Origin of the sequence: Kosakonia radicincitans DSM 16656 (assembly GCF_000280495.2) — a bacterium.
GTDB classification, from domain to species: domain Bacteria; phylum Pseudomonadota; class Gammaproteobacteria; order Enterobacterales; family Enterobacteriaceae; genus Kosakonia; species Kosakonia radicincitans.
This window is the reverse complement of record NZ_CP018016.1, coordinates 4,029,036-4,048,223: the sequence shown is the minus strand read 5'-3', so window position 1 is coordinate 4,048,223 and position 19,188 is coordinate 4,029,036. Positions and strand designations below refer to the sequence as shown.

19 protein-coding genes are annotated in these 19,188 nt (G+C 54.0%); 10 read left to right on the top strand and 9 right to left on the bottom strand.

What is annotated here, in order from left to right:
• Positions 1-164: 164 nt before the first annotated feature.
• Positions 165-482, bottom strand: coding sequence for a hypothetical protein (locus Y71_RS19550; protein WP_007373818.1), 318 nt, complete (start codon positions 480-482; stop codon positions 165-167).
• Positions 483-724: 242 nt separating this feature from the next.
• On the opposite strand from Y71_RS19550, the gene Y71_RS30430 reads away from it, so the two are divergent.
• Positions 725-898: a hypothetical protein gene (locus tag Y71_RS30430; protein WP_167287342.1), complete on the top strand. Its 174-nt coding sequence runs from the start codon at positions 725-727 to the stop codon at positions 896-898.
• Between the two features lie 98 nt (positions 899-996).
• Positions 997-1,824, top strand: coding sequence for a hypothetical protein (locus Y71_RS19545; protein ID WP_007373819.1), 828 nt, complete (start codon positions 997-999; stop codon positions 1,822-1,824).
• A 134-nt stretch (positions 1,825-1,958) separates the two neighbouring features.
• On the opposite strand, the gene Y71_RS19540 is transcribed toward Y71_RS19545, so the two are convergent.
• Genes Y71_RS19540 through Y71_RS19530 form a run of 3 tightly spaced genes read right to left on the bottom strand, consistent with a single transcriptional unit; the run spans position 1,959 to position 3,798 of the window.
• Positions 1,959-2,501: a 1,2-dihydroxy-3-keto-5-methylthiopentene dioxygenase gene (locus Y71_RS19540; RefSeq protein ID WP_007373820.1), complete on the bottom strand. Its 543-nt coding sequence runs from the start codon at positions 2,499-2,501 to the stop codon at positions 1,959-1,961.
• Entirely contained in the window at positions 2,498-3,187 is a 690-nt protein-coding gene (mtnC, locus tag Y71_RS19535) for an acireductone synthase (RefSeq protein WP_007373821.1), read from the bottom strand. The genes Y71_RS19540 and mtnC overlap by 4 nt, the downstream gene beginning before the upstream one ends.
• Positions 3,184-3,798, bottom strand: a complete 615-nt coding sequence (locus tag Y71_RS19530; protein ID WP_007373822.1) for a methylthioribulose 1-phosphate dehydratase — start codon at positions 3,796-3,798, stop codon at positions 3,184-3,186. The genes mtnC and Y71_RS19530 overlap by 4 nt, the downstream gene beginning before the upstream one ends.
• A 116-nt stretch (positions 3,799-3,914) precedes the next feature.
• On the opposite strand from Y71_RS19530, the gene Y71_RS19525 reads away from it, so the two are divergent.
• Positions 3,915-5,075 (top strand): pyridoxal phosphate-dependent aminotransferase, encoded by a 1,161-nt coding sequence (locus tag Y71_RS19525; RefSeq protein ID WP_007373823.1) that lies wholly within the window; start codon positions 3,915-3,917, stop codon positions 5,073-5,075.
• A gap of 30 nt (positions 5,076-5,105) precedes the next feature.
• Here Y71_RS19525 and dsbG read toward each other — a convergent pair whose 3' ends face one another.
• The gene (dsbG, locus tag Y71_RS19520) at positions 5,106-5,852 is read right to left on the bottom strand and encodes a thiol:disulfide interchange protein DsbG (protein ID WP_007373824.1); all 747 of its coding nucleotides are present in this window, start codon (positions 5,850-5,852) and stop codon (positions 5,106-5,108) included.
• A 365-nt stretch (positions 5,853-6,217) separates the two neighbouring features.
• Between dsbG and ahpC the strand changes: the two genes are divergently transcribed.
• Together ahpC and ahpF are read left to right on the top strand one after the other, a co-directional pair.
• Positions 6,218-6,781, top strand: coding sequence for an alkyl hydroperoxide reductase subunit C (gene ahpC, locus Y71_RS19515; RefSeq protein ID WP_007373826.1), 564 nt, complete (start codon positions 6,218-6,220; stop codon positions 6,779-6,781).
• A gap of 234 nt (positions 6,782-7,015) precedes the next feature.
• Positions 7,016-8,581, top strand: coding sequence for an alkyl hydroperoxide reductase subunit F (gene ahpF, locus Y71_RS19510; protein WP_007373827.1), 1,566 nt, complete (start codon positions 7,016-7,018; stop codon positions 8,579-8,581).
• A 108-nt stretch (positions 8,582-8,689) separates the two neighbouring features.
• On the opposite strand, the gene uspG is transcribed toward ahpF, so the two are convergent.
• The 4 genes from uspG to dcuC all read right to left on the bottom strand — a co-directional run bounded on the left by uspG (position 8,690) and on the right by dcuC (position 12,107).
• Entirely contained in the window at positions 8,690-9,118 is a 429-nt protein-coding gene (gene uspG, locus Y71_RS19505; RefSeq protein ID WP_007373828.1) for a universal stress protein UspG, read from the bottom strand.
• Positions 9,119-9,264: 146 nt separating this feature from the next.
• Positions 9,265-9,675 carry a nucleoside diphosphate kinase regulator gene (gene rnk / locus Y71_RS19500; RefSeq protein WP_007373829.1) on the bottom strand — a complete coding sequence of 137 codons (411 nt, stop codon included), beginning with the start codon at positions 9,673-9,675 and terminating at the stop codon, positions 9,265-9,267.
• Positions 9,676-9,826: 151 nt separating this feature from the next.
• Positions 9,827-10,630 (bottom strand): ribonuclease I, encoded by an 804-nt coding sequence (gene rna / locus Y71_RS19495; RefSeq protein WP_007373830.1) that lies wholly within the window; start codon positions 10,628-10,630, stop codon positions 9,827-9,829.
• A gap of 100 nt (positions 10,631-10,730) precedes the next feature.
• A complete protein-coding gene (gene dcuC / locus Y71_RS19490) occupies positions 10,731-12,107 on the bottom strand; it encodes an anaerobic C4-dicarboxylate transporter DcuC (protein ID WP_035943213.1) in 1,377 nt (458 codons plus the stop codon).
• A 344-nt stretch (positions 12,108-12,451) separates the two neighbouring features.
• Here dcuC and Y71_RS19485 point away from each other — a divergent pair, with 344 nt between their 5' ends.
• The 5 genes from Y71_RS19485 to Y71_RS19465 are packed head-to-tail and all read left to right on the top strand — an operon-like array spanning position 12,452 to position 19,100.
• Entirely contained in the window at positions 12,452-12,859 is a 408-nt protein-coding gene (locus tag Y71_RS19485) for a hypothetical protein (RefSeq protein WP_007373833.1), read from the top strand.
• Positions 12,860-12,913: 54 nt separating this feature from the next.
• Positions 12,914-13,261: a copper-binding protein gene (locus Y71_RS19480; protein WP_007373834.1), complete on the top strand. Its 348-nt coding sequence runs from the start codon at positions 12,914-12,916 to the stop codon at positions 13,259-13,261.
• Positions 13,262-13,273: 12 nt separating this feature from the next.
• Positions 13,274-14,527: a TolC family protein gene (locus tag Y71_RS19475; protein WP_007373835.1), complete on the top strand. Its 1,254-nt coding sequence runs from the start codon at positions 13,274-13,276 to the stop codon at positions 14,525-14,527.
• A complete protein-coding gene (locus Y71_RS19470; protein ID WP_035943214.1) occupies positions 14,527-15,984 on the top strand; it encodes an efflux RND transporter periplasmic adaptor subunit in 1,458 nt (485 codons plus the stop codon). Before Y71_RS19475 ends, Y71_RS19470 begins: the two co-directional genes overlap by 1 nt.
• Positions 15,981-19,100 (top strand): efflux RND transporter permease subunit, encoded by a 3,120-nt coding sequence (locus Y71_RS19465; protein WP_007373837.1) that lies wholly within the window; start codon positions 15,981-15,983, stop codon positions 19,098-19,100. The genes Y71_RS19470 and Y71_RS19465 overlap by 4 nt, the downstream gene beginning before the upstream one ends.
• The last annotated feature ends 88 nt before the right edge of the window (positions 19,101-19,188 follow it).

The window sequence follows — 19,188 nt, the reverse complement described above, 5'->3', positions numbered from 1 at the left end:
CAATAATCTTTATCAGTTTACGTACGGATAAAATCCGTACGTAACGATAAGATCAGACAGCGCGAATTGCAACTCAAACCAGGTATCTGTCGCAAGGGATGTGAAATGAAAAACCGAGCAGGCTCCCAAAAACGTTGACTGCGCGCCGTGGGAGCCATGTTGGGTTAGAGCAGATAATCCTCTGCGATAATTTTCTGTTCAGTGATTTGATGAAGTTCCATCAATGCCGGGAGCAGGGTTGCGGCGGATTTTAACCCGTGGCCCAACTGGCACAGACTTTCGCGGGAAAACTCCAGCACGTCGCTGTCTGCAAATGAGACAAAGGTCTTGCCCAGAAAGTGCAGACCATGGCAAAGCCCGGCAATGTGTTCTTCACAACCGTTCGCCAGTTGAAAAGTCTCTTCCGCGCTGAGCTGCGAGAGATCCAGTTTCCGGAAAATATCGCGCAGTTCAGAGGAGAGGATATCGGTGTCAGGCAGCATTGCGCACCTCCCGCGAAGCGGAGAGACGAACAACAGACAGGCAAACAAAAGCGTTAAGAGAGAAGGGGTTGGGCTTTAAATATCCGTACGTGGTACCATTGGCAACAGCCATACATTACCTCCAGTAATGATGTGGTTAGACGCCTCGACAGTGTTCCCGCACTTCGGGGCGTTGCTTTTTAAATTCACTACATTGGTGTACATTGAACACCAGCATGTAAAATATACAGGAGCGGCAACCAATGTCAACCAAAGACAACCAAAAAGAAAGGCACGTGGTACAACTCCGCCTGGATGCTGATCTATCCGAAAGACTGGCTATCGCAATGAAAGAAGACGGCGACGATAACAAAGCGGGGTGGATTAAGCGGCTGTTGCGCAGGGAATTGGATAAGCGTGGGATAGGCTCTAAATAAATGTAGTTTACTTATTCATTGAATTGATTAATGAGGAACGAAATCTAGTTATTGGATAGGGTTGATATACATTATATATTTCTTATGTCGAGGTTCAGATGTTAATCGAACAAGCCTTTCATAATCTTCCGGAAATATTATTAGGTTCGGGTTACTCTCGCCAAGAATATGCGAGAGGTTTCGAGGCTAGCATAGTTAGTGCATTCTCACTGGCAATACTACAAGAGTTAAATGGAAGGAACGCTCCTAACCCTATTTCTTTTTTAATGGCAGAAAAAAGATATTCAGAATTAAGAAGAAATATAAGGGCAGATCTTCATGTGAATTTATCAAAATTGTTCACGGGTTCTGAAGATTATGCCAAATTTGGTTTCAGATTTAGTAATTGGATAGAAGCAAAATATTTTAGGAAGACTAAAGGATCAATCCCTTACACCCAGAATAGAGGCTTGGTGGTCGCGGATCTAATTCGGCTGATTGGCTTGATTCCACGAGAGGAAAAAGATGGGCTTACACGAACGGGACGATATTTCCTTCACGTTTATCAAGGTAATCCACTGAGTTATCTCCATTCTTCAGTAAAGACTGCGCCACCTGAAAGAAAATGGGTTGACCAAATTCTTAGACACGGGTATCAAAGTATATCTGACCTTGAATTAGGCACAGAAAAGAAGTCTTTCTTCACTCACTTCCCAAAAAGTTTAGCAAATGCTGCTATATCGTTGGATGTCACAAATTATAAATTGAATCAACTTCAGGATCAGGACAACAGTTCTTATACATTGATATTAACAAGAATAGAATCAGCCAAAATACTATGGAATAATAAGGTCTTAACTCTGACAGGGGACAGAAAGCTTGAGTGTGATGAATTTGAAAATTTTCGCGATGTTCTATCTGAAAAGTTGAAACCGCAAAAAGATTAAAAGAAAATAATTATGCACTATAAATGGAATTTTATTAAAACACGATGATAGCTAAGTCATTCATTATTATGAAGCCGCTGATTGGATTCGGAAACGATATTTTTGAAGGGGATAATATATCCCCTATGTAAAAACTACGCCAGGCGCGGATACCCTTGCGCAATATCACTCCCGGTAAACTGCGCGATCCAGCCTTCGGGATTATCGAAAATACGGATGGCGGTGAAGTTCGGCTCTGAGCCCATATCAAACCAGTGCGGGGTGCCGGCGGGTACGGAAATCAGGTCGTTCTTCTCGCACAGCACCTGGTAGATCTCGCTGCCGATGTGCAGACAGAACAGGCCCGCGCCTTCAACGAAGAAGCGGACTTCATCTTCACCGTGGGTGTGTTCGTTGAGGAATTTGGCGCGCATCGCCTCTTTTTGCGGGTTGTCGGCGCGCAGGCTGATCACATCCCAGCTCTGATAGCCTTTTTCGGCCACCAGTTTGTCGATGGCATGCTGGTAAGCGGTGATCACCGTCTCTGGCGTCGGGTTGGCGCCCAGATCGCGGTCCGCCTGCCAGCGTTCAAAACGCACGCCTTTGGCGTTTAGCTGCTGCTGAATTTCACTGGCCTCTGTGCTGTGCCACACCGGCGTGCTGGCATCTTTGTCGGTATAAATCGTCAGTGCGCTCATGAAGGGATCTGCTCCGGCTTAATGTTGCTGAAAGAGTTAACCTGGTAATGATGGCTGGCTGCGTCATCATCGCCGCGAATCAATTGCGTGGTGCGAAAACCTGCTGCTTCGGCGGCGTCCAGCTCCTGATGAATATCGGAGAGGAACAGAATGGAAGCGGGCGGCTGCCCGATTTGCGTAGCAATATTGCGGTACGACTGCACGTCCCGTTTCGCGCCGACCAGCGTGTCGAAATATCCGCTGAACAGATGAGTAATATCACCTTCGTCGCTGTAGCCAAATAACAGTTTTTGCGCCTCCACTGAGCCAGAGGAATATACATACAGATCAATGCCCTGTGCTTTCCATTTTTCCAGAGCAGGCAGCACATCCGGGTAGAGATGGCCTTTAAAATCGCCATTCACATAGCCGTCGCGCCAGATGATCCCCTGTAACGCCTTCAGCGCCGTCGATTTATGATCTTCATCCATAAAGGCAAACAGCACCTCGATCAGTTCGGCGGCGGTTGCCTCCGGTTGCGCCACTTCTTCACGCAGATTATTGAGGATGGTGCTGACCGGCTCTTTGTACTGCTCTGCGGTGACAAACCCGGCCAGACGCTCGCGGGCGTACGGGAACAGGACGTTGTGCACAAAGCGGATGTCACTGGTGGTGCCTTCAATATCGGTAACGATAGCGCGGATCATGGTCTCTCCAGCAGGCGACGCTGCATTTCGCATTCAAATAAAAATTCCAGCCCTTCCAGATGGCGACGAGCTTCGGCGATATCGCGCCCCCAGCAGGTCAGCCCGTGGCCGCGCAGCAGAAAACCATAGCGCAGCGGGTGCGTCTGCGCATAGTCGGCAATGCGTGCGGCCAGCGCGTCGATATCCTGATCGTTATCGAAAATCGCCACCGGCACGGTGTCGAGGTGCGTGGTCTGGCCGCTGAGGGATTTTTGCATTTCAAAGCCGTTCAGCAACAGGGCAGAGGATTTCTCCACCCGTGAGAGCACCGTAGCGTTCACCGTGTGCACATGCAGCACCGCGTTCGCTTGCGGGTAGAGGCGATAAATCAAAGTATGCAGGCCGGTTTCCGCCGAGGGTTTGCGGCCGGAGGGCGCGTGGTTATCGGCAATGGAAACCTGCAAAAAATCCGCTGTCGTCAGGCTGCCTTTGTCTTTGCCGGATTCGCTCAGCCAGCACCAGTCGGCGTCCTGGCGCACGGACATGTTACCGCCGGTGGCGGGCGCCCAGCCTTTCGCGCCGATCCAGTGGCAGGCGGCGACGAGTTGTTGGAGTTGCAGGTGGTCTGTCATAACCCTTCCTTATAAGGAATATTGTTATCATATAGACGTCTAAGCGTCTTGATTGCCAAATACTAACATCGTGTTATAGTGGCAGCAACACGCGTATTACAAGCAGGCACACAACGATGAGCAATAACGCATTGATTCCGCAAAGTAAACTCCCCGCTTTAGGCACCACCATCTTCACGCAAATGAGCGCGCTGGCGCAGCAGCACAACGCCATTAATTTGTCGCAGGGCTTCCCGGATTTCGACGGCCCGCGCTATTTGCAGGAGCGGCTGGCGTTTCATGTGGCGCAGGGGGCGAATCAATACGCGCCGATGACCGGTGTGCAGGCGCTGCGCGAAGCCATTGCCGATAAAACGGCGGAACTGTACGGCCATAAACCGGATGTGAACACCGATATTACGGTGACCGCCGGGGCGACAGAAGCGCTGTATGCGGCGATCACTGCGCTGGTGCGTCAGGGTGATGAAGTGATCTGTTTTGACCCGAGCTACGACAGCTACGCGCCTGCGGTGGAGCTTTCTGGCGGTGTGCTGAAACGCATTGCTTTGCAGCCGCCGCACTTTCGCGTTGACTGGCAGCAGTTTGCCGCGCAGCTCAGCGATCGTACGCGGCTGGTGATTCTGAATACACCGCATAACCCGTCGGCAACGGTATGGCAAAAGGCGGATTTTGCCGCGCTGTGGCAGGCGATTGCCGATCGTGAAATCTACGTGCTGAGCGATGAAGTGTACGAGCACATCTGTTTTGCCGAAGAGGGCCATGCCAGCGTGCTGGCGCATCCACAACTGCGCGAGCGGGCGGTAGCGGTATCGTCATTCGGTAAAACCTATCATATGACCGGCTGGAAAGTGGGTTACTGCGTCGCGCCTGCCGCGATCAGCGCCGAATTGCGCAAAGTGCATCAATATCTGACTTTCTCGGTCAATACCCCGGCTCAACTGGCGCTGGCGGATATGCTGCGTGCCGAGCCGGAACATTATCGCCAGTTGCCGGAGTTTTACCGCGCACGTCGCGATGTGCTGGTGAATGCGCTCAGCAACAGCAAGCTGGAGATTTTGCCGTGCGAGGGGACTTACTTCCTGCTGGCGGATTACAGTGCGGTTTCCGATCTGGATGACGTGAGTTTCTGTCAGTGGCTGACCAAAGAAGTGGGCGTGGCAGCGATCCCGCTGTCGGTATTCTGCGCCGATCCCTTCCCGCACAAGCTGATTCGCCTGTGCTTCGCGAAACAGGAATCGACGCTGCTGGCAGCGGCAGAGCGCCTGCGTAAGCTGTAATGCTTCCCGGCGGCGCGGTCTGCGTCGCCGTTATTTCTCGCCCATAATGGTTTTCAGTTTTTCCGCGTCCGGCAAGCCCACTTCCTGCTGTAACACGTTATCTTCATTCATGTAGTAAATCGCTGGCGTGGCATTCGCACCGAGATCGTCCATGATTTTCTGGTTGATATTGAGCTTTTTCATGATCTCCGGCGGCACGGATTTCGGAAGCGTCAGCGCCATCTTGCCGTTGGACTGTTCATAATCGTGCCAGCTTTTCGCCGGATCTTTCGCACTCATGATTGCCGCAGCGGCCGCCGGGCTTTCCGGTTTGATCACGCCAACCAGTAATGTGCGCAGCTGCACTTTGCCGGATTCCACCCACGGACGCGCCTGCTGCCAGAACTGTTTGCAGTACGGGCAGTACGGATCGGCGAACATGTACACCACGCGCGGCGCCTCTTTTTTGCCATCAAGGATCCAGTCGGCTTTTTCCATCTGCTGCCACAGCGCGCGGCCCGCCGGGGCGTAAATCTCTTTGGTGATTAACTTCTCGCTGAGGTTGGTGCCCGCCTCGTCGTACATATAGCCAGAGATGGCGTGTTTACCGTCCGGCGTGACGTAAATGGTAACGCCCATCTCCTGATATTTACCGAGATATCCCTTCATACCGCCCGGCGCATCGAAGGATTTGATGATGGTGATGCCTTGCTTTTCTATGGCTTTTACCGGAGCAGGTAACTCTTCAGCATGCAGGGTCAGCGGCAGCAACGTCAGCATTAACAGGCGCTTAAGCATAAAAATCCTTACTAATTAAATGGTTAATATTCGACTTAGGGAAAACCTATCACAATCATCGGCAGGATCGCGAAATGAAACGTTGTCGTCAGCCGCCCACAGTGTTCTAATCGAACAGCTTGATGGCCTTTAGGTTATGAGCGCAACGCATAGCCAGCTTGCTGGCGCTGAAGCACCCACGGGTATTTCAGGTATCGAGGCCACCCGTCGCGGTGGCCTTTTTACTTTTGGCAAATCAGCCGTTCACATGGTTGCTCGTTAGGGTTTGTTAGCTAACGCTTATTGATTTGATAAAGCAAACGCATTGGCTCGATCAAACAAAGTTCGTTAACTTACACCCCAACGAAAACACGGAGGAAGTATAGATGTCCTTAATTAATACCAAGATCAAACCTTTCAAAAACCAGGCGTTCAAAAACGGTGAGTTCATCGAAGTAACCGAGAAAGATACTGAAGGCCGCTGGAGCGTCTTCTTCTTCTACCCGGCTGACTTCACTTTCGTATGCCCGACTGAACTGGGCGACGTGGCTGACCATTACGAAGAGCTGCAGAAACTGGGCGTAGACGTTTACTCTGTCTCTACCGACACCCACTTCACCCACAAAGCGTGGCACAGCAGCTCTGAAACCATCGCGAAAATCAAATACGCGATGATCGGCGACCCGACTGGCGCCCTGACCCGTAACTTCGAAAACATGCGTGAAAACGAAGGTCTGGCTGACCGTGCCACTTTCGTTGTTGACCCGCAGGGCATCATCCAGGCCATCGAAGTAACCGCTGAAGGCATCGGCCGTGACGCTTCTGATCTGCTGCGTAAAATCAAAGCGGCTCAGTATGTTGCTTCTCACCCAGGCGAAGTTTGCCCAGCTAAATGGAAAGAAGGTGAAGCGACTCTGGCTCCGTCTCTGGACCTGGTCGGCAAAATCTAAATTTCCCGGCGTCATTACGGCGTTGGCGTCACCTGCTCACCCCGGTCACTTACTGATGTAAGCTGCCGGGTACTTTCAGGCTGGTCGCCTTGCTCTGACACGAAATACTGGGGAAATTATCTTACAAACGGGTGCTTTTGGTGCCCGTTTTATTCAGCACCATGATGCAAGTTGCATTGATGCAGCCCTGAACAACGCGGCTTGCATGATGATGTTTTAAGCGAGGGATTAAGAATGCTCGACACCACAATGAAAACCCAGCTCAAGGCTTACCTTGAGAAACTGACTAAACCTGTTGAGTTGATTGCTACGCTGGATGACAGCGCGAAATCGGCAGAAATCAAAGAACTGCTGGGCGAAATCGCTGAGCTGTCTGACAAAGTCTCCTTTAAAGAAGACAACAGCCTGGCGGTGCGCAAACCGTCATTCCTGATCACCAACCCAGGCTCAACCAGCGGCCCGCGCTTTGCCGGTTCGCCGTTGGGTCACGAATTTACCTCACTGGTGCTGGCACTGCTGTGGACCGGTGGGCATCCGTCGAAAGAGGCGCAGGCGCTGCTGGAGCAGATCCGCGATCTCGACGGTGACTTTGAATTTGAAACCTATTACTCGCTCTCCTGCCATAACTGCCCGGACGTAGTCCAGGCGCTGAACCTGATGGCCGTGCTGAACCCGCGCATCAAACATACGGCGATTGACGGCGGTACGTTCCAGAACGAAATCACCGATCGCAACGTAATGGGCGTTCCGGCGGTGTTCGTGAACGGTAAAGAGTTCGGCCAGGGGCGTATGACGCTGACGGAAATCGTCGCCAAAATCGATACCGGCGCGGAAAAACGTGCGGCGGAAGAGCTGAACAAACGCGACGCTTACGATGTATTGATCGTCGGTTCCGGCCCGGCGGGCGCGGCGGCGGCAGTCTACTCTGCGCGTAAAGGTATTCGTACCGGCCTGATGGGCGAGCGTTTCGGCGGCCAGGTGCTGGATACCGTGGATATCGAAAACTACATCTCCGTACCGAAAACCGAAGGCCAGAAACTGGCGGGTGCACTGAAAGCGCACGTAGCGGATTACGACGTGGATGTGATTGACAGCCAGAGCGCCAAAAAACTGACCCCGGCGGCAGTTGAAGGCGGTCTGCACCAGATTGAAACCGCGTCCGGCGCGGTGCTGAAAGCTCGCAGCATCATCATTGCGACCGGCGCGAAATGGCGCAACATGAACGTTCCGGGTGAAGATCAGTATCGCACCAAAGGCGTGACCTACTGCCCGCACTGCGACGGCCCGCTGTTTAAAGGCAAACGTGTGGCGGTGATCGGCGGCGGTAACTCTGGCGTGGAAGCGGCTATCGACCTGGCGGGGATTGTTGAGCACGTGACGCTGCTGGAATTCGCCCCGGAAATGAAAGCCGACCAGGTATTGCAGGATAAAGTGCGCAGCCTGAAAAACGTCGACATCATTCTGAACGCGCAGACCACCGAAGTGAAAGGCGACGGCAGCAAAGTGACCGGCCTTGAGTACCGTGACCGCATCAGCGGTGACGTACATCAGGTCGCGCTGGCCGGGATTTTTGTCCAGATTGGTCTGCTGCCGAACACCACTTGGCTGGAAGGCGCGATTGAGCGCAACCGCATGGGCGAAATCATCATTGATGCCAAATGTGAAACCAGCGTGAAAGGCGTGTTTGCTGCAGGCGACTGCACCACGGTGCCGTACAAACAGATCATCATTGCAACCGGTGAAGGCGCTAAAGCCTCTCTGAGTTCGTTTGATTACCTGATTCGCACTAAGACTGCATAAGCAAAATAAGAAAGTAAGCAATACCTGCATAAAAAAAAGAGGCTACCTTCGGGTAGCCTCTTTTTTTATGCAGGATGGCATTAGCGCCATCCGGCAACCCAACAATATTTACCGCACCACCAGCACCGGAATATGCGCGTGGCGCACGATGTTGGCGGCATTGGAGCCGAGCAGGTGAGTGGTAATTGACGGATTGCGCGAGGCGATAACCACCATATCCGCGAGCAGTTCTTCGGCCAGCTCATTGACCACATCGCGCACGTTGCCAAAACGCACATGGGTGCGCACGCGTGACGGCTCAATGGAAAAATGGGTCTTCATGGTGTCGAGGCGGGTTTGCGCTTCCTGCTGCAAATGCTCTTCGAAGCGGCGCAAATCGGCAGCAAAACGGTGCAGACTCATGCTGGCGGAAGCGGGTAATACATGCAGAAGATGAATAACGCCCTCGCGCTGGGCGAGGAACTCAGCGTGGCGCACCGCTTTGTCACTCAGCGCCATTTCGAAAACATCAACCGGCATAATAATGGTCTGATACATAAACGCTTCTCCCTGTGGGTTATGTTGTGCTGATTGAACCATAAAGGGCGTGAATTTTTTGCTGCGTATATGGCAAATATGAAGAATATGATGGCGGGAACGGAAAGAGGATGCGGGCGCATCCTCTGCGGAAAAAGCAGCGGGAATTAAAGCCGGAAATCGCCTGCTGCTTCGGGCTGATAAAGCAGCTCAAGCACTTCAAGATCGGTGGTGGTGCCGCCCGGCAACTGCCAGTGAATGCTGTCACCCACCCGTAAACCGAGCAGCGCAGCGCCAACCGGTGCCAGCACGGAAAGCTGCGTGGCGCTGTCGGTCATTTGCGCCGGATACACCAGCGTGCGCACCCGCTCTTCACCACTTTTCAGTTCGCGGAATTTCACCGTGCTGTTCATTGTTACTACATTGTGCGGCATCGCTTCCGGCGCGCACATCTGAGCGCGATCCAGCTCATCATTCAACGCATCCGCGACCGGCAGGCTGGCATAATCAGGTTGCTCCAGCAACCGGTCAAGACGCTCGGCGTCTTGCTCATTAATCATAATGGCAGGTCTGGACATCAGTTACTCCATGTCGTTTGATTGATCCAAAGAAAAACCCTCGCCGACGGGCAGCGAGGGTTTGTCTACAACGGATGATACTGAGAGCGCGGCCCGGTGTGAAGTGATGCGGCGCACATTTGCCGGAATTATGAATGTTCCGATCGTCGGCTCAGTAACCCGCCTTATCAATCACAAAACTGTTCCCGCAGTTACCGGGATGCGGCTGCGGCAAAAGGGAACCGCTGACCAGCGGGGCATTGATGGCATCAGCTTTGATGGCGATTTGCATCTCCGTCAGCCACGCCGGGTTGCCGCTACAGGTCAACTTCACCGCTTTCACGCTTTGCTCGCCGTAGGCTTTGGCGACGGCTGCGTTGAATGCATCGCGGGTAACGGTTTTTCCGTAATTTTCTGCGAGGAAAACGCCGAGCGGGCTGGCTTTGATTTCGGTGTTCAGGCGCACCATCGCACCGAAATAGTCATCCGGATCGAATCCGAAACAGACGCCGTGTTTGGCATATTCATAACGCTCAAGGCAGGTATTGCTGCCTGCACCGGGCATGACGGCATTCAGTTTATTCGCCACTTCGAGCGATAAACCGGTTTCCGCTGCGGCGCATTTCTGGCTGGCTCTGGCTTCCGGCATATTGGGAACCGGGCGGGTAGCACAGCCGTAACGCATCCAGCGACGATCGTCGACGCCGCGCACGGCGATGGATTTCGGCAGAGCTGGCCACAGACCGTGTACCGTCAGGTAATCCGCTTTATTGGCGGGCTCTTTTTGCAGACGGCATTCATCGGGTTCGCTACGCCCGCGGTCATGCAAGCTCTGGCAAAATCCGGTCTGCCAGGATAGTGCCAGCACATAGCGATCGAAATCACCATATTGTTCGGGCTGGAGCGGTGCTGCGTACGCAGAAGAGAGCTGGATGGCGGCAACGCACAGGCCGATGGAGAGTCCCTTTTTAATCATTTCATTTCCTGATGGGTGAGTCCGGGTAATTACTATGAGTTATTAAAGCATAAAAAAAGCGCCGGGCAGGCGCTTTTTCATAAGTGGCGTTTATTGTTGATTAATGAACCGCAACCCCCGGAACCAGAAATTCAGTAGCAATAATCACCACAATCAGGCCAACGATCACCGGAACTGACGTACGTTTTACCACTTCAAACGGTGAAATATTCGCCATCCCGGCTACCGCAACCACCACGCCGGAAACCGGAGAGATGGTGCGACCGAGGTTGGATGCCTGCAACATCGGGATCGACAGATACGCCGGGTTGATGCCGGATTCATGGGCCAGTTTCGGGATCATCTCGACAAAGGCGTAAAATGGCGCATTACCGGAACCGGTGGTCATTGCTGCCAGCATGGTGAGGATCACCAGTACCAGCATCAGAATAATGCTTGCCGAACCGAAAGAGGTGGCGATGGAGATCAGACTCTGGATAAAGCCGATGGTGCTCAAGCCCTGGGCGAAAACCCCGGCGGCGACCAACAGCATCACCACGCCTGCGAAGGCGTCGGCCATACCGCGATATGCCACTTCCAGCCCGGAGAAGACTTTTTGCGTATTAAAGCTGCGTAAAAATTCCAGCGCTGCTGCCAGCAACATACAGATCACCAGAATGGTGATGATGTGCAGTTCCGGGCCCCATTTACCGTCGAAAATCAGCACGCCGATAATTGGCGTAAACGGCAGAATGGCGTAAAACGTCGGCGCCGTGGTGGTGATGTCTTTCACATCCAGCATTTCGCTGACAATGTGCTCTTTTTTATCGAGAAAGCGCTGCCAGAAGTAGTGCGCGATTGCCATGGCGATAATCGCCGCAATCGAGATTGGCAGTGTGGTTTTGAAGGCAAAATCGATCAGCGGCATTTCGGCGGCTTTCGCGGCCAGCACTACATCGCCGGAAGTGGGCGAGAGAATAATTGCCGCTGGCGAGGCGCAAATCGCCGCTGCCGCACCGCGACTGATCCCGACGTTGACCATCACCGGGAACAGCGTTGCCATCAGCAGCACGCCGAGGCCCGTGGCGGACGACACCGCCAATGACATCAGGCAGGCAACGAAGTACGCGGCAATCATCAGCAAATAAGGTGAGTTGATAAAACGCAGCGGGCGCGAAGCCAGCTTGACCACCATATCGTTCGCACCAATGTGCGTCATATAGGCGGCAAAGCCGCACAGCATCATGATCATCATGCCGAGATCGCCGCCGCGGCTCATCAGCAGGATTTTAATGTATTCGACAATATCCGTGGCGCTGTAACCGGTACTGGTGGCGCTACCAGGTAATATTTTGTGCCCCATCAGCGCACTGACGATTAATAACGCCAGACCGCCGACAAACAGCACGCCGGTGGCGGAATAGCCTTTGATGATATAGCGCGCAACGCCGACAATCACCACCACGCCGATCAGCAGTTCGATCAATGTTAAAGTCATGTTATTGGTCCCGGAGGTTGACCTGAAAGATAAGTAAGTAAAAAAATCAGCAACGCAATGTGCCGAATAACGTGCGGTTCGTAGATGATTAAAATCAATGAAGCGTGATGTTGAGGGAAATATCGCGGGAATTTGCTATCAATCTACAGAATAAATAATGGCTGGTTGATAAGTTAAGCGAATGCATTACGATAATTTTGTATTTTAAATGATAAAAACTAGTTAATTAGTTTGGTTATTTAGGTTTCAATACAGCGCCAGACGTAAATTTGCTAAAAATATCTTTAAAAATAAAAATAGTGCTGCTTATACTCGCCGTTAATTTCCCACGGACCTGGTGTTTTATGCACGCTGAATGGCTATACCGAATTCGCTTTATGAAGCGGCATCTGTTGATGCTGCTGATGGCGTTCGGCTGGCTATTAATCCAGAGTCAGGTGGCGATTGCTTCTCATCACTGCGACTTGCAGGTTGACGAATCGCGAGCAGTAACCCAGCACATAAGCCATATGATGATGTCGGATACGACACCGCGTATGGACATGATGAAATCCCCGCTGTGCGAAAAGCATTGCGTGCCGGATGCAGCACAGAAGGATAGCGGCCACCCGCCTCTGGTGGCGCTGCCGGTTTCACTGACGCTGGCTGAAGTTACGCCGGTTTGTTCCCCCGTCGTCGATGAGGGTTGGTCATTAACCCCGCCCGCCGCAGGCCCGCCGGCAACGATCCGTTTTTGCCGGTTCAGGGAGTAGACAACTGTTAATTCATTGAATTTTATTTAATTTATGATTAACAGGAGTCTTATTATGCGTTCTTATGTACTGTGCATGCTGTCTGGCGTGCTGTTGTTCTCCGTTTCCGCTGTTCAGGCGGAAGATATGCATGCGATGCACGGCATGCACGATATGTCGCAACATGCGGCAATGCAGGCTCAGGAATACCAGAGCCAGGGTACCATCAAAAAACTCACCGCCGATTCTGTTTCCATCGCTCACGCTGCTATTCCGGCGCTGAACTGGCCGCCAATGACCATGCAATTCGCACTGGCGCAGGGCAGCGCGTTGCCTGCGGTAAAAGTGGGCGACAAGGTGAGTTTCACCTTTGTTCAGAGTGAGAGCGGTTACCAGCTCGTTTCATTGACGCCACAAAAATAACCGGGAGCGACAATGAAACGATACTCACTGAGCCTGCGGCTCGGTGGGGTATTGCTCGGACTGATGTGCTCCGCCGTGCAGGCGGAGCCATTGACGCTGACGCAATCCCTGGCCGCCGCGGAACGCTACTCTGCCGAACTTTCCGCCAACCGTAATGAAGCGCAGGCACTGGATGCGATGGCGGATTCCGCCCGCCAGTTGCCGGATCCAAAACTGAAATTTGGTATCGAAAACGTGCCGGTGCAGGGCAACAATGACCGCCGCTTAACCCGTGAGGGAATGACTATGCAGCGGATCGGCATCATGCAGCAGTACGTCAGCGCGGAAAAACGCGACCGCAAAGCCGAAACCCTGCTGGCCGAAGCGCAGAGCGTCAGTGCCAAATCCTCAGTGGTGCGCGCTAATTTACAGCGTGATACCGCGCAGGCGTGGCTCGATCTGGCGTTGTCAGAACAGGCGCTGCAAACCGCGCGTAAGCTGCTGGCAGAAACGGAACGCCAGCAGGGCGCACAGCGCGCCAGCGTCGGCGCAGGTAATGCCGCGCCGGACAGCGTGCTGGCATTTCGCGTGGGCTTAAGCGCGATGCGCGACAAAGTCACCCTCGCCGAACGTGATGTGCAACTGGCGCAAACCCGCTTGATGCAGCTTACCGGCGAGACGGTGACTGCCGTTTCTGGCGATCTTCCTCGTTATCAACGCTTGCCTGCCGATGAAAAAACGCTGGAGCAGGGCATTGCTCAGCATCCTGACATTGTCGCTGCCGCCAGCGCCGCCAACAGCGCGAAAGCGCGTTCGGCGGAGTCAGCGATTGCGGCCATTCCGGATGTGGAAGTTGAAGTGTGGTACGGACGTCGCGCTGAAGGTTACGAGGATATGGCCGGGGTGATGTTCACCGTCGACCTGCCGCTGTTCCAGTCCCATCGTCAGGATAAAGATCACGCTGCGGATGTCTCGCGCACCATGCAAGCCAACGATCAACTGGCGCTGGCCGAGCGGGATCATATGGCGCAACTGCATTCTCTGATTGCTGAGTACAACGCGGCGCAAACGCTGTGGATGCGCCAGCGCGATGAAGTGCTGCCGATGGTGCGTCAGCGCGCCACCTTGCTGGCAGCCCAGTATCGTTCCGGGCAGTCGGATTTGTCGGCGCTGCTGGAAGCGCGCCGTAACGTCCTCGACAGCGAGCTGGCCGTTAATCAGGCCGAGAAAGAGATGGCGCAGAAATGGGCCGCGATCCGTTGGTTGATCCCGCAGGAGTTGATGTGATGAAGAAGACCCTCTTGGCTGTCGCGATCGCCGCATGTGTCGCAGCGGGCGCAGGCTATTTTATCGGGCGGCAACACACCGCGCCTGCCGCATCCGGCGAACAAGCGCAGGAACGCAAAGTGCTCTACTGGTACGACCCAATGGTACCGGATCAGCGTTTTGACAAACCCGGAAAATCACCGTTTATGGATATGCCACTCAAACCACGTTATGCCGATGAAGCCCCGGCCATCGGCGGTGTGAGCGTAAGTGCGCAGCAGCAGCAGAATCTCGGCATGACCACGGCAAAAGTGGAAAAACGCGTTCTCGGTAGCGCCTTCTCTGCATTTGCCACCGTAACCACCGATGAACGCAGCATCCAGAGCGTGCCTTCTCCGGCGGCGGGCGTGGTAGAAAAACTGTTTGTCCGTGCGCCGCAGCAGTGGGTGAAAAAAGGCGAAGCGCTGGCACAGTTGTGGATCCCGCAATGGACGACTTCTCAGCAGGAGTATCTGGCGGTACGCCACCTGGGCGATGGCGAACTGACGCGCGCTGCCCGCGAACGTCTGGCATTGCAGTTTATGCCGGAAGCGATTATCCGCGCTGTCGAGCGCAGCGGAAAACCACAAACCCGCCTGACTCTGCGAGCCGATCGCGACGGTTACGTGGTCAAGCTGGATTCCCGTGAAGGCGCACAAGTGGCCGCCACGCAAACCCTGTTTGAGCTCGCCAGCCTCGATCCGGTGTGGCTGGTTGTCGATTATCCGCAAAGCCAGGCACAGGCGCTCAGTGCAGGCAGCGAAGTGATAGCAACTTCTGCAAGCTGGCCGGGCGAGCAGTTTCATGGCCGCGTCAGCGAATTGTTGCCGCAACTGGAGACCACCACCCGTACGCTGAAAGCGCGCATTGTGCTCGATAATCCGCAGCAAAAACTCAAACCCGGTATGTTTCTCACCGTGACGCAGCCGGAATCTGCACGGCAACCGGCAGTGCTGGCGATCCCGGAAGAGGCGCTGATTGCAACGGGGGCTGCCAGCCGTGTGCTGCTGGCTACGGGCGATGGCCACTTCCAGGCGGCAAACGTGACGACCGGGCGCACGGCGCAAGGCTGGACTGAAGTGCTGTCCGGCGTCAAGGAAGGTGACAACGTGGTCACTTCCGGCCAGTTCCTGATTGATTCGGAAGCCAGTTTGCGCAGTGCATTGCCGGAACAGCAGGCGCAACAACAGCCAGCGGCGAAAAAAGTCGAGACTTACGAGGGAACCGGCGTGGTGAAAGCCATCGAAGCAGGCAGTATTACCCTGTCGCACCAACCCATTCCGGCACTGAACTGGGGAGCGATGACGATGGACTTCGTGCTCAAACAACCCGATCCCAGTGTCAAGCCGGGCGAGACAGTGATGTTCAGCTTTGTACTGGATGATGAAGAGGGCGCAGTCATCACTCACCTGATGCCGATGCAGGAGGAGATGAAATGATCGCCGCCGTTATTCGTGCCTCGCTGCGCAATCGCTTGTTGATCCTGCTGGCCGCTCTGGTGCTGACCGGCTGGGGGATCTGGGCGGTTCAACGCGCACCGCTCGATGCACTACCGGATTTGTCGGATGTGCAGGTGATTATTCGCGCCAGCTATCCGGGCAAAGCGCCGCAAATTATTGAAGACCAGGTCACCTATCCACTCACCACTGCCATGCTTTCCGTGCCGGGCGCAAAAACGGTACGTGGCTATTCGATGTTCGGCGATTCCTATGTGTATGTTTTATTCGAGGACGATACCGATCTCTATTGGGCGCGATCGCGGGTGCTGGAGAATCTTAGCCAGATCCAGTCCTCGCTGCCTGCCGGGGTAAACGTCGGGCTGGGGCCGGATGCTACCGGCGTTGGCTGGATTTATGAGTATGCACTGGTCGATCGCAGCGGTAAGCACAATCTGGCGGATCTACGCGCTTTACAGGACTGGACGCTGAAGTTCGAGCTAAAAACGGTGCCGAACGTGGCGGAGGTCGCCAGTGTTGGCGGGATGGTACGTCAGTATCAGATTGTGCCGGATCCGGCACGAATGCGGGCGCTGAATATTACCCATGAACAGATTGTCAATGCGGTGCAGGCGGCAAACCAGGAGAGCGGCGGCGCGCTGCTGGAGATGGGCGAAGCCGAGTTCATGGTGCGTACAACCGGCTATTTGCGGCAGTTGTCGGATTTTCGTCAGATAGTGATCGCCAGCCGCGAGGGCGTGCCGGTGATGCTTTCAGATGTGGCGACGGTGCGGTTGGGTCCGGAACTACGACGCGGCGTGGCGGAGTACAACGGCGAAGGGGAAGTTGCAGGCGGTATTATCGTCATGCGTTACGGCAAAAATGCGCTGGATACTATCCACGCCGTTAAAGCCAAATTGGGTGAAATACAGAAAACGCTGCCCGCCGGGGTGGAGATCGTACCGGTTTATGACCGTTCAACGCTGATTGAGCATGCGGTTGAGACGCTCACCCATAAACTGATTGAAGAGTTTATCGTTGTTGCTCTGGTTTGTACGCTGTTCTTGTTCCACTTCCGCTCTGCGCTGGTGGCCATTGTCTCGTTGCCGCTGGGGATTCTTGGCGCGTTTATTGTCATGCACTATCAGGGCATCAACGCCAACATTATGTCGCTTGGCGGGATTGCCATCGCCATTGGCGCCATGGTGGATGCCGCGATTGTGATGATCGAGAACATGCATAAGGTGATGGAGCAGTGGCGACATGATAACCCCGATCGTCAACCGACGAGTGCTGATTACTGGCGCTGTTCAGAGCGGGCGGCGGTGGAAGTTGGTCCTGCTCTGTTTTGCAGCCTGTTGATCATCACGCTGTCATTTATTCCGGTGTTTTCGCTAGAAGCGCAGGAAGGGCGCATGTTTTCCCCGCTGGCATTTACCAAAAGCTGGGCGATGGCGGTTGCGGCAGGGCTTGGGATCACGCTTGTACCGGTGCTGATGGGGTTGTTTATTCGCGGCAAAATCCCCGATGAAAAAGCAAATCCGATTAACCGCTTTCTGATCCGTCTGTACGAGCCGCTACTGGATAAAGTGCTGGCATGGCCGAAAGCGACGCTGGGCATTGCGCTGCTGTTGCTGGTGGCGACGCTGTGGCCGTTAAGTCGTCTGGGCAGTGAGTTTATGCCGCCGCTCGATGAAGGCGATTTATTGTATATGCCCTCGACGCTACCGGGGATTTCCGCCCGTGAAGCCAGCCGTTTGTTGCAGCAAACCGATCGGCTGATCAAAAGCGTGCCGGAAGTGGAAAGCGTGTTTGGTAAAGCGGGAAGGGCGGAGACGGCAACGGATCCTGCGCCGCTCACCATGGTGGAAACGACCATCCGCTTTAAACCGCGTGACCAGTGGCGCCCTGGAATGACGCCGGAGAAACTGGTTGATGAGCTGGATAAGACCGTGAGTATTCCGGGGATTGCGAATGTCTGGGTACCGCCGATCCGTAACCGCCTGGATATGTTGGCGACCGGTATTAAAAGCCCGGTCGGCATAAAGGTGAACGGTAATAACATCGCCGATATCGAGCGCGTGGCGCAGCAAATCGAGCAGGTTGTGAAAACCGTGCCGGGAGTGACTTCGGCACTGGCGGAAAGGCTGGCGGGCGGGCGCTATGTCGATATCAACATCAACCGGGCGCAGGCCGCGCGTTATGGCGTTTCGGTGAAAGAGCTGCAATCACTGGTTTCCACGTTGGTGGGTGGGGAAAATATTGGCGAAGTGCTGCAAGGTCGTGAACGCTTCCCGATTAATGTGCGTTATCCGCGTGAAATACGCGATAACGTCGATGATCTGCGCACATTACCCGTAATAACCGAGAATGGCAGCCAGATTGCACTTGGTGAGCTGGCCGATATCGTAGTTACGGAAGGGCCACCGATGCTGAAAAGCGAAAATGCGCGCCTGTCCAACTGGATTTACGTCGATCTGCGCGGACGAGATTTAAAATCCGCCGTTGAAGAGATGCAGCAGCGAGTGGTGCAGCAGGTTAAGCTACCGCAAGGTGTGACACTGTCGTGGTCCGGTCAGTTTGAATATCTGGAGCGTGCAACGGCGAAGCTGAAGATCGTCTTGCCGGTAACGTTAATGATTATCTTTGTCTTGCTGTTTATTACCTTCAAACGTGTCACCGATGCCCTGTTAATAATGGGGACATTACCCTTCTCATTGATTGGTGGTGTCTGGTTATTGTGGCTACTGGGATATAACTTATCCGTTGCCGGGGCCGTTGGATTTATTGCGCTGTCCGGTGTTGCGGCGGAGTTCGGCGTTATTATGGTGCTCTATCTGAACCACGCACTGGATAAATATCGTCAATGCGATCCGCAGGGAGGAAATAAGATGTTGCTGCGGGCAATTCATGAGGGGGCCGTATTGCGTGTGCGGCCGAAGGTGATGACTGTCGCGACTATTATGGCAGGATTGTTGCCCATCATGTGGGGCAGTGGCAGCGGATCAGAGGTCATGAGCCGTATCGCTGCGCCGATGATCGGCGGTATGGTCACTGCGCCATTACTGTCGATGCTGGTCATTCCGGCGGTGTATTACTTGTTGCATCGTCGACGCTAAGAAAATGTACGCCGCAATATTGTTGCGGCGTAACATATTGTATTTAACCTGAAAATGATTAGCGGAATAAGGAATTTTCGCTATGTTT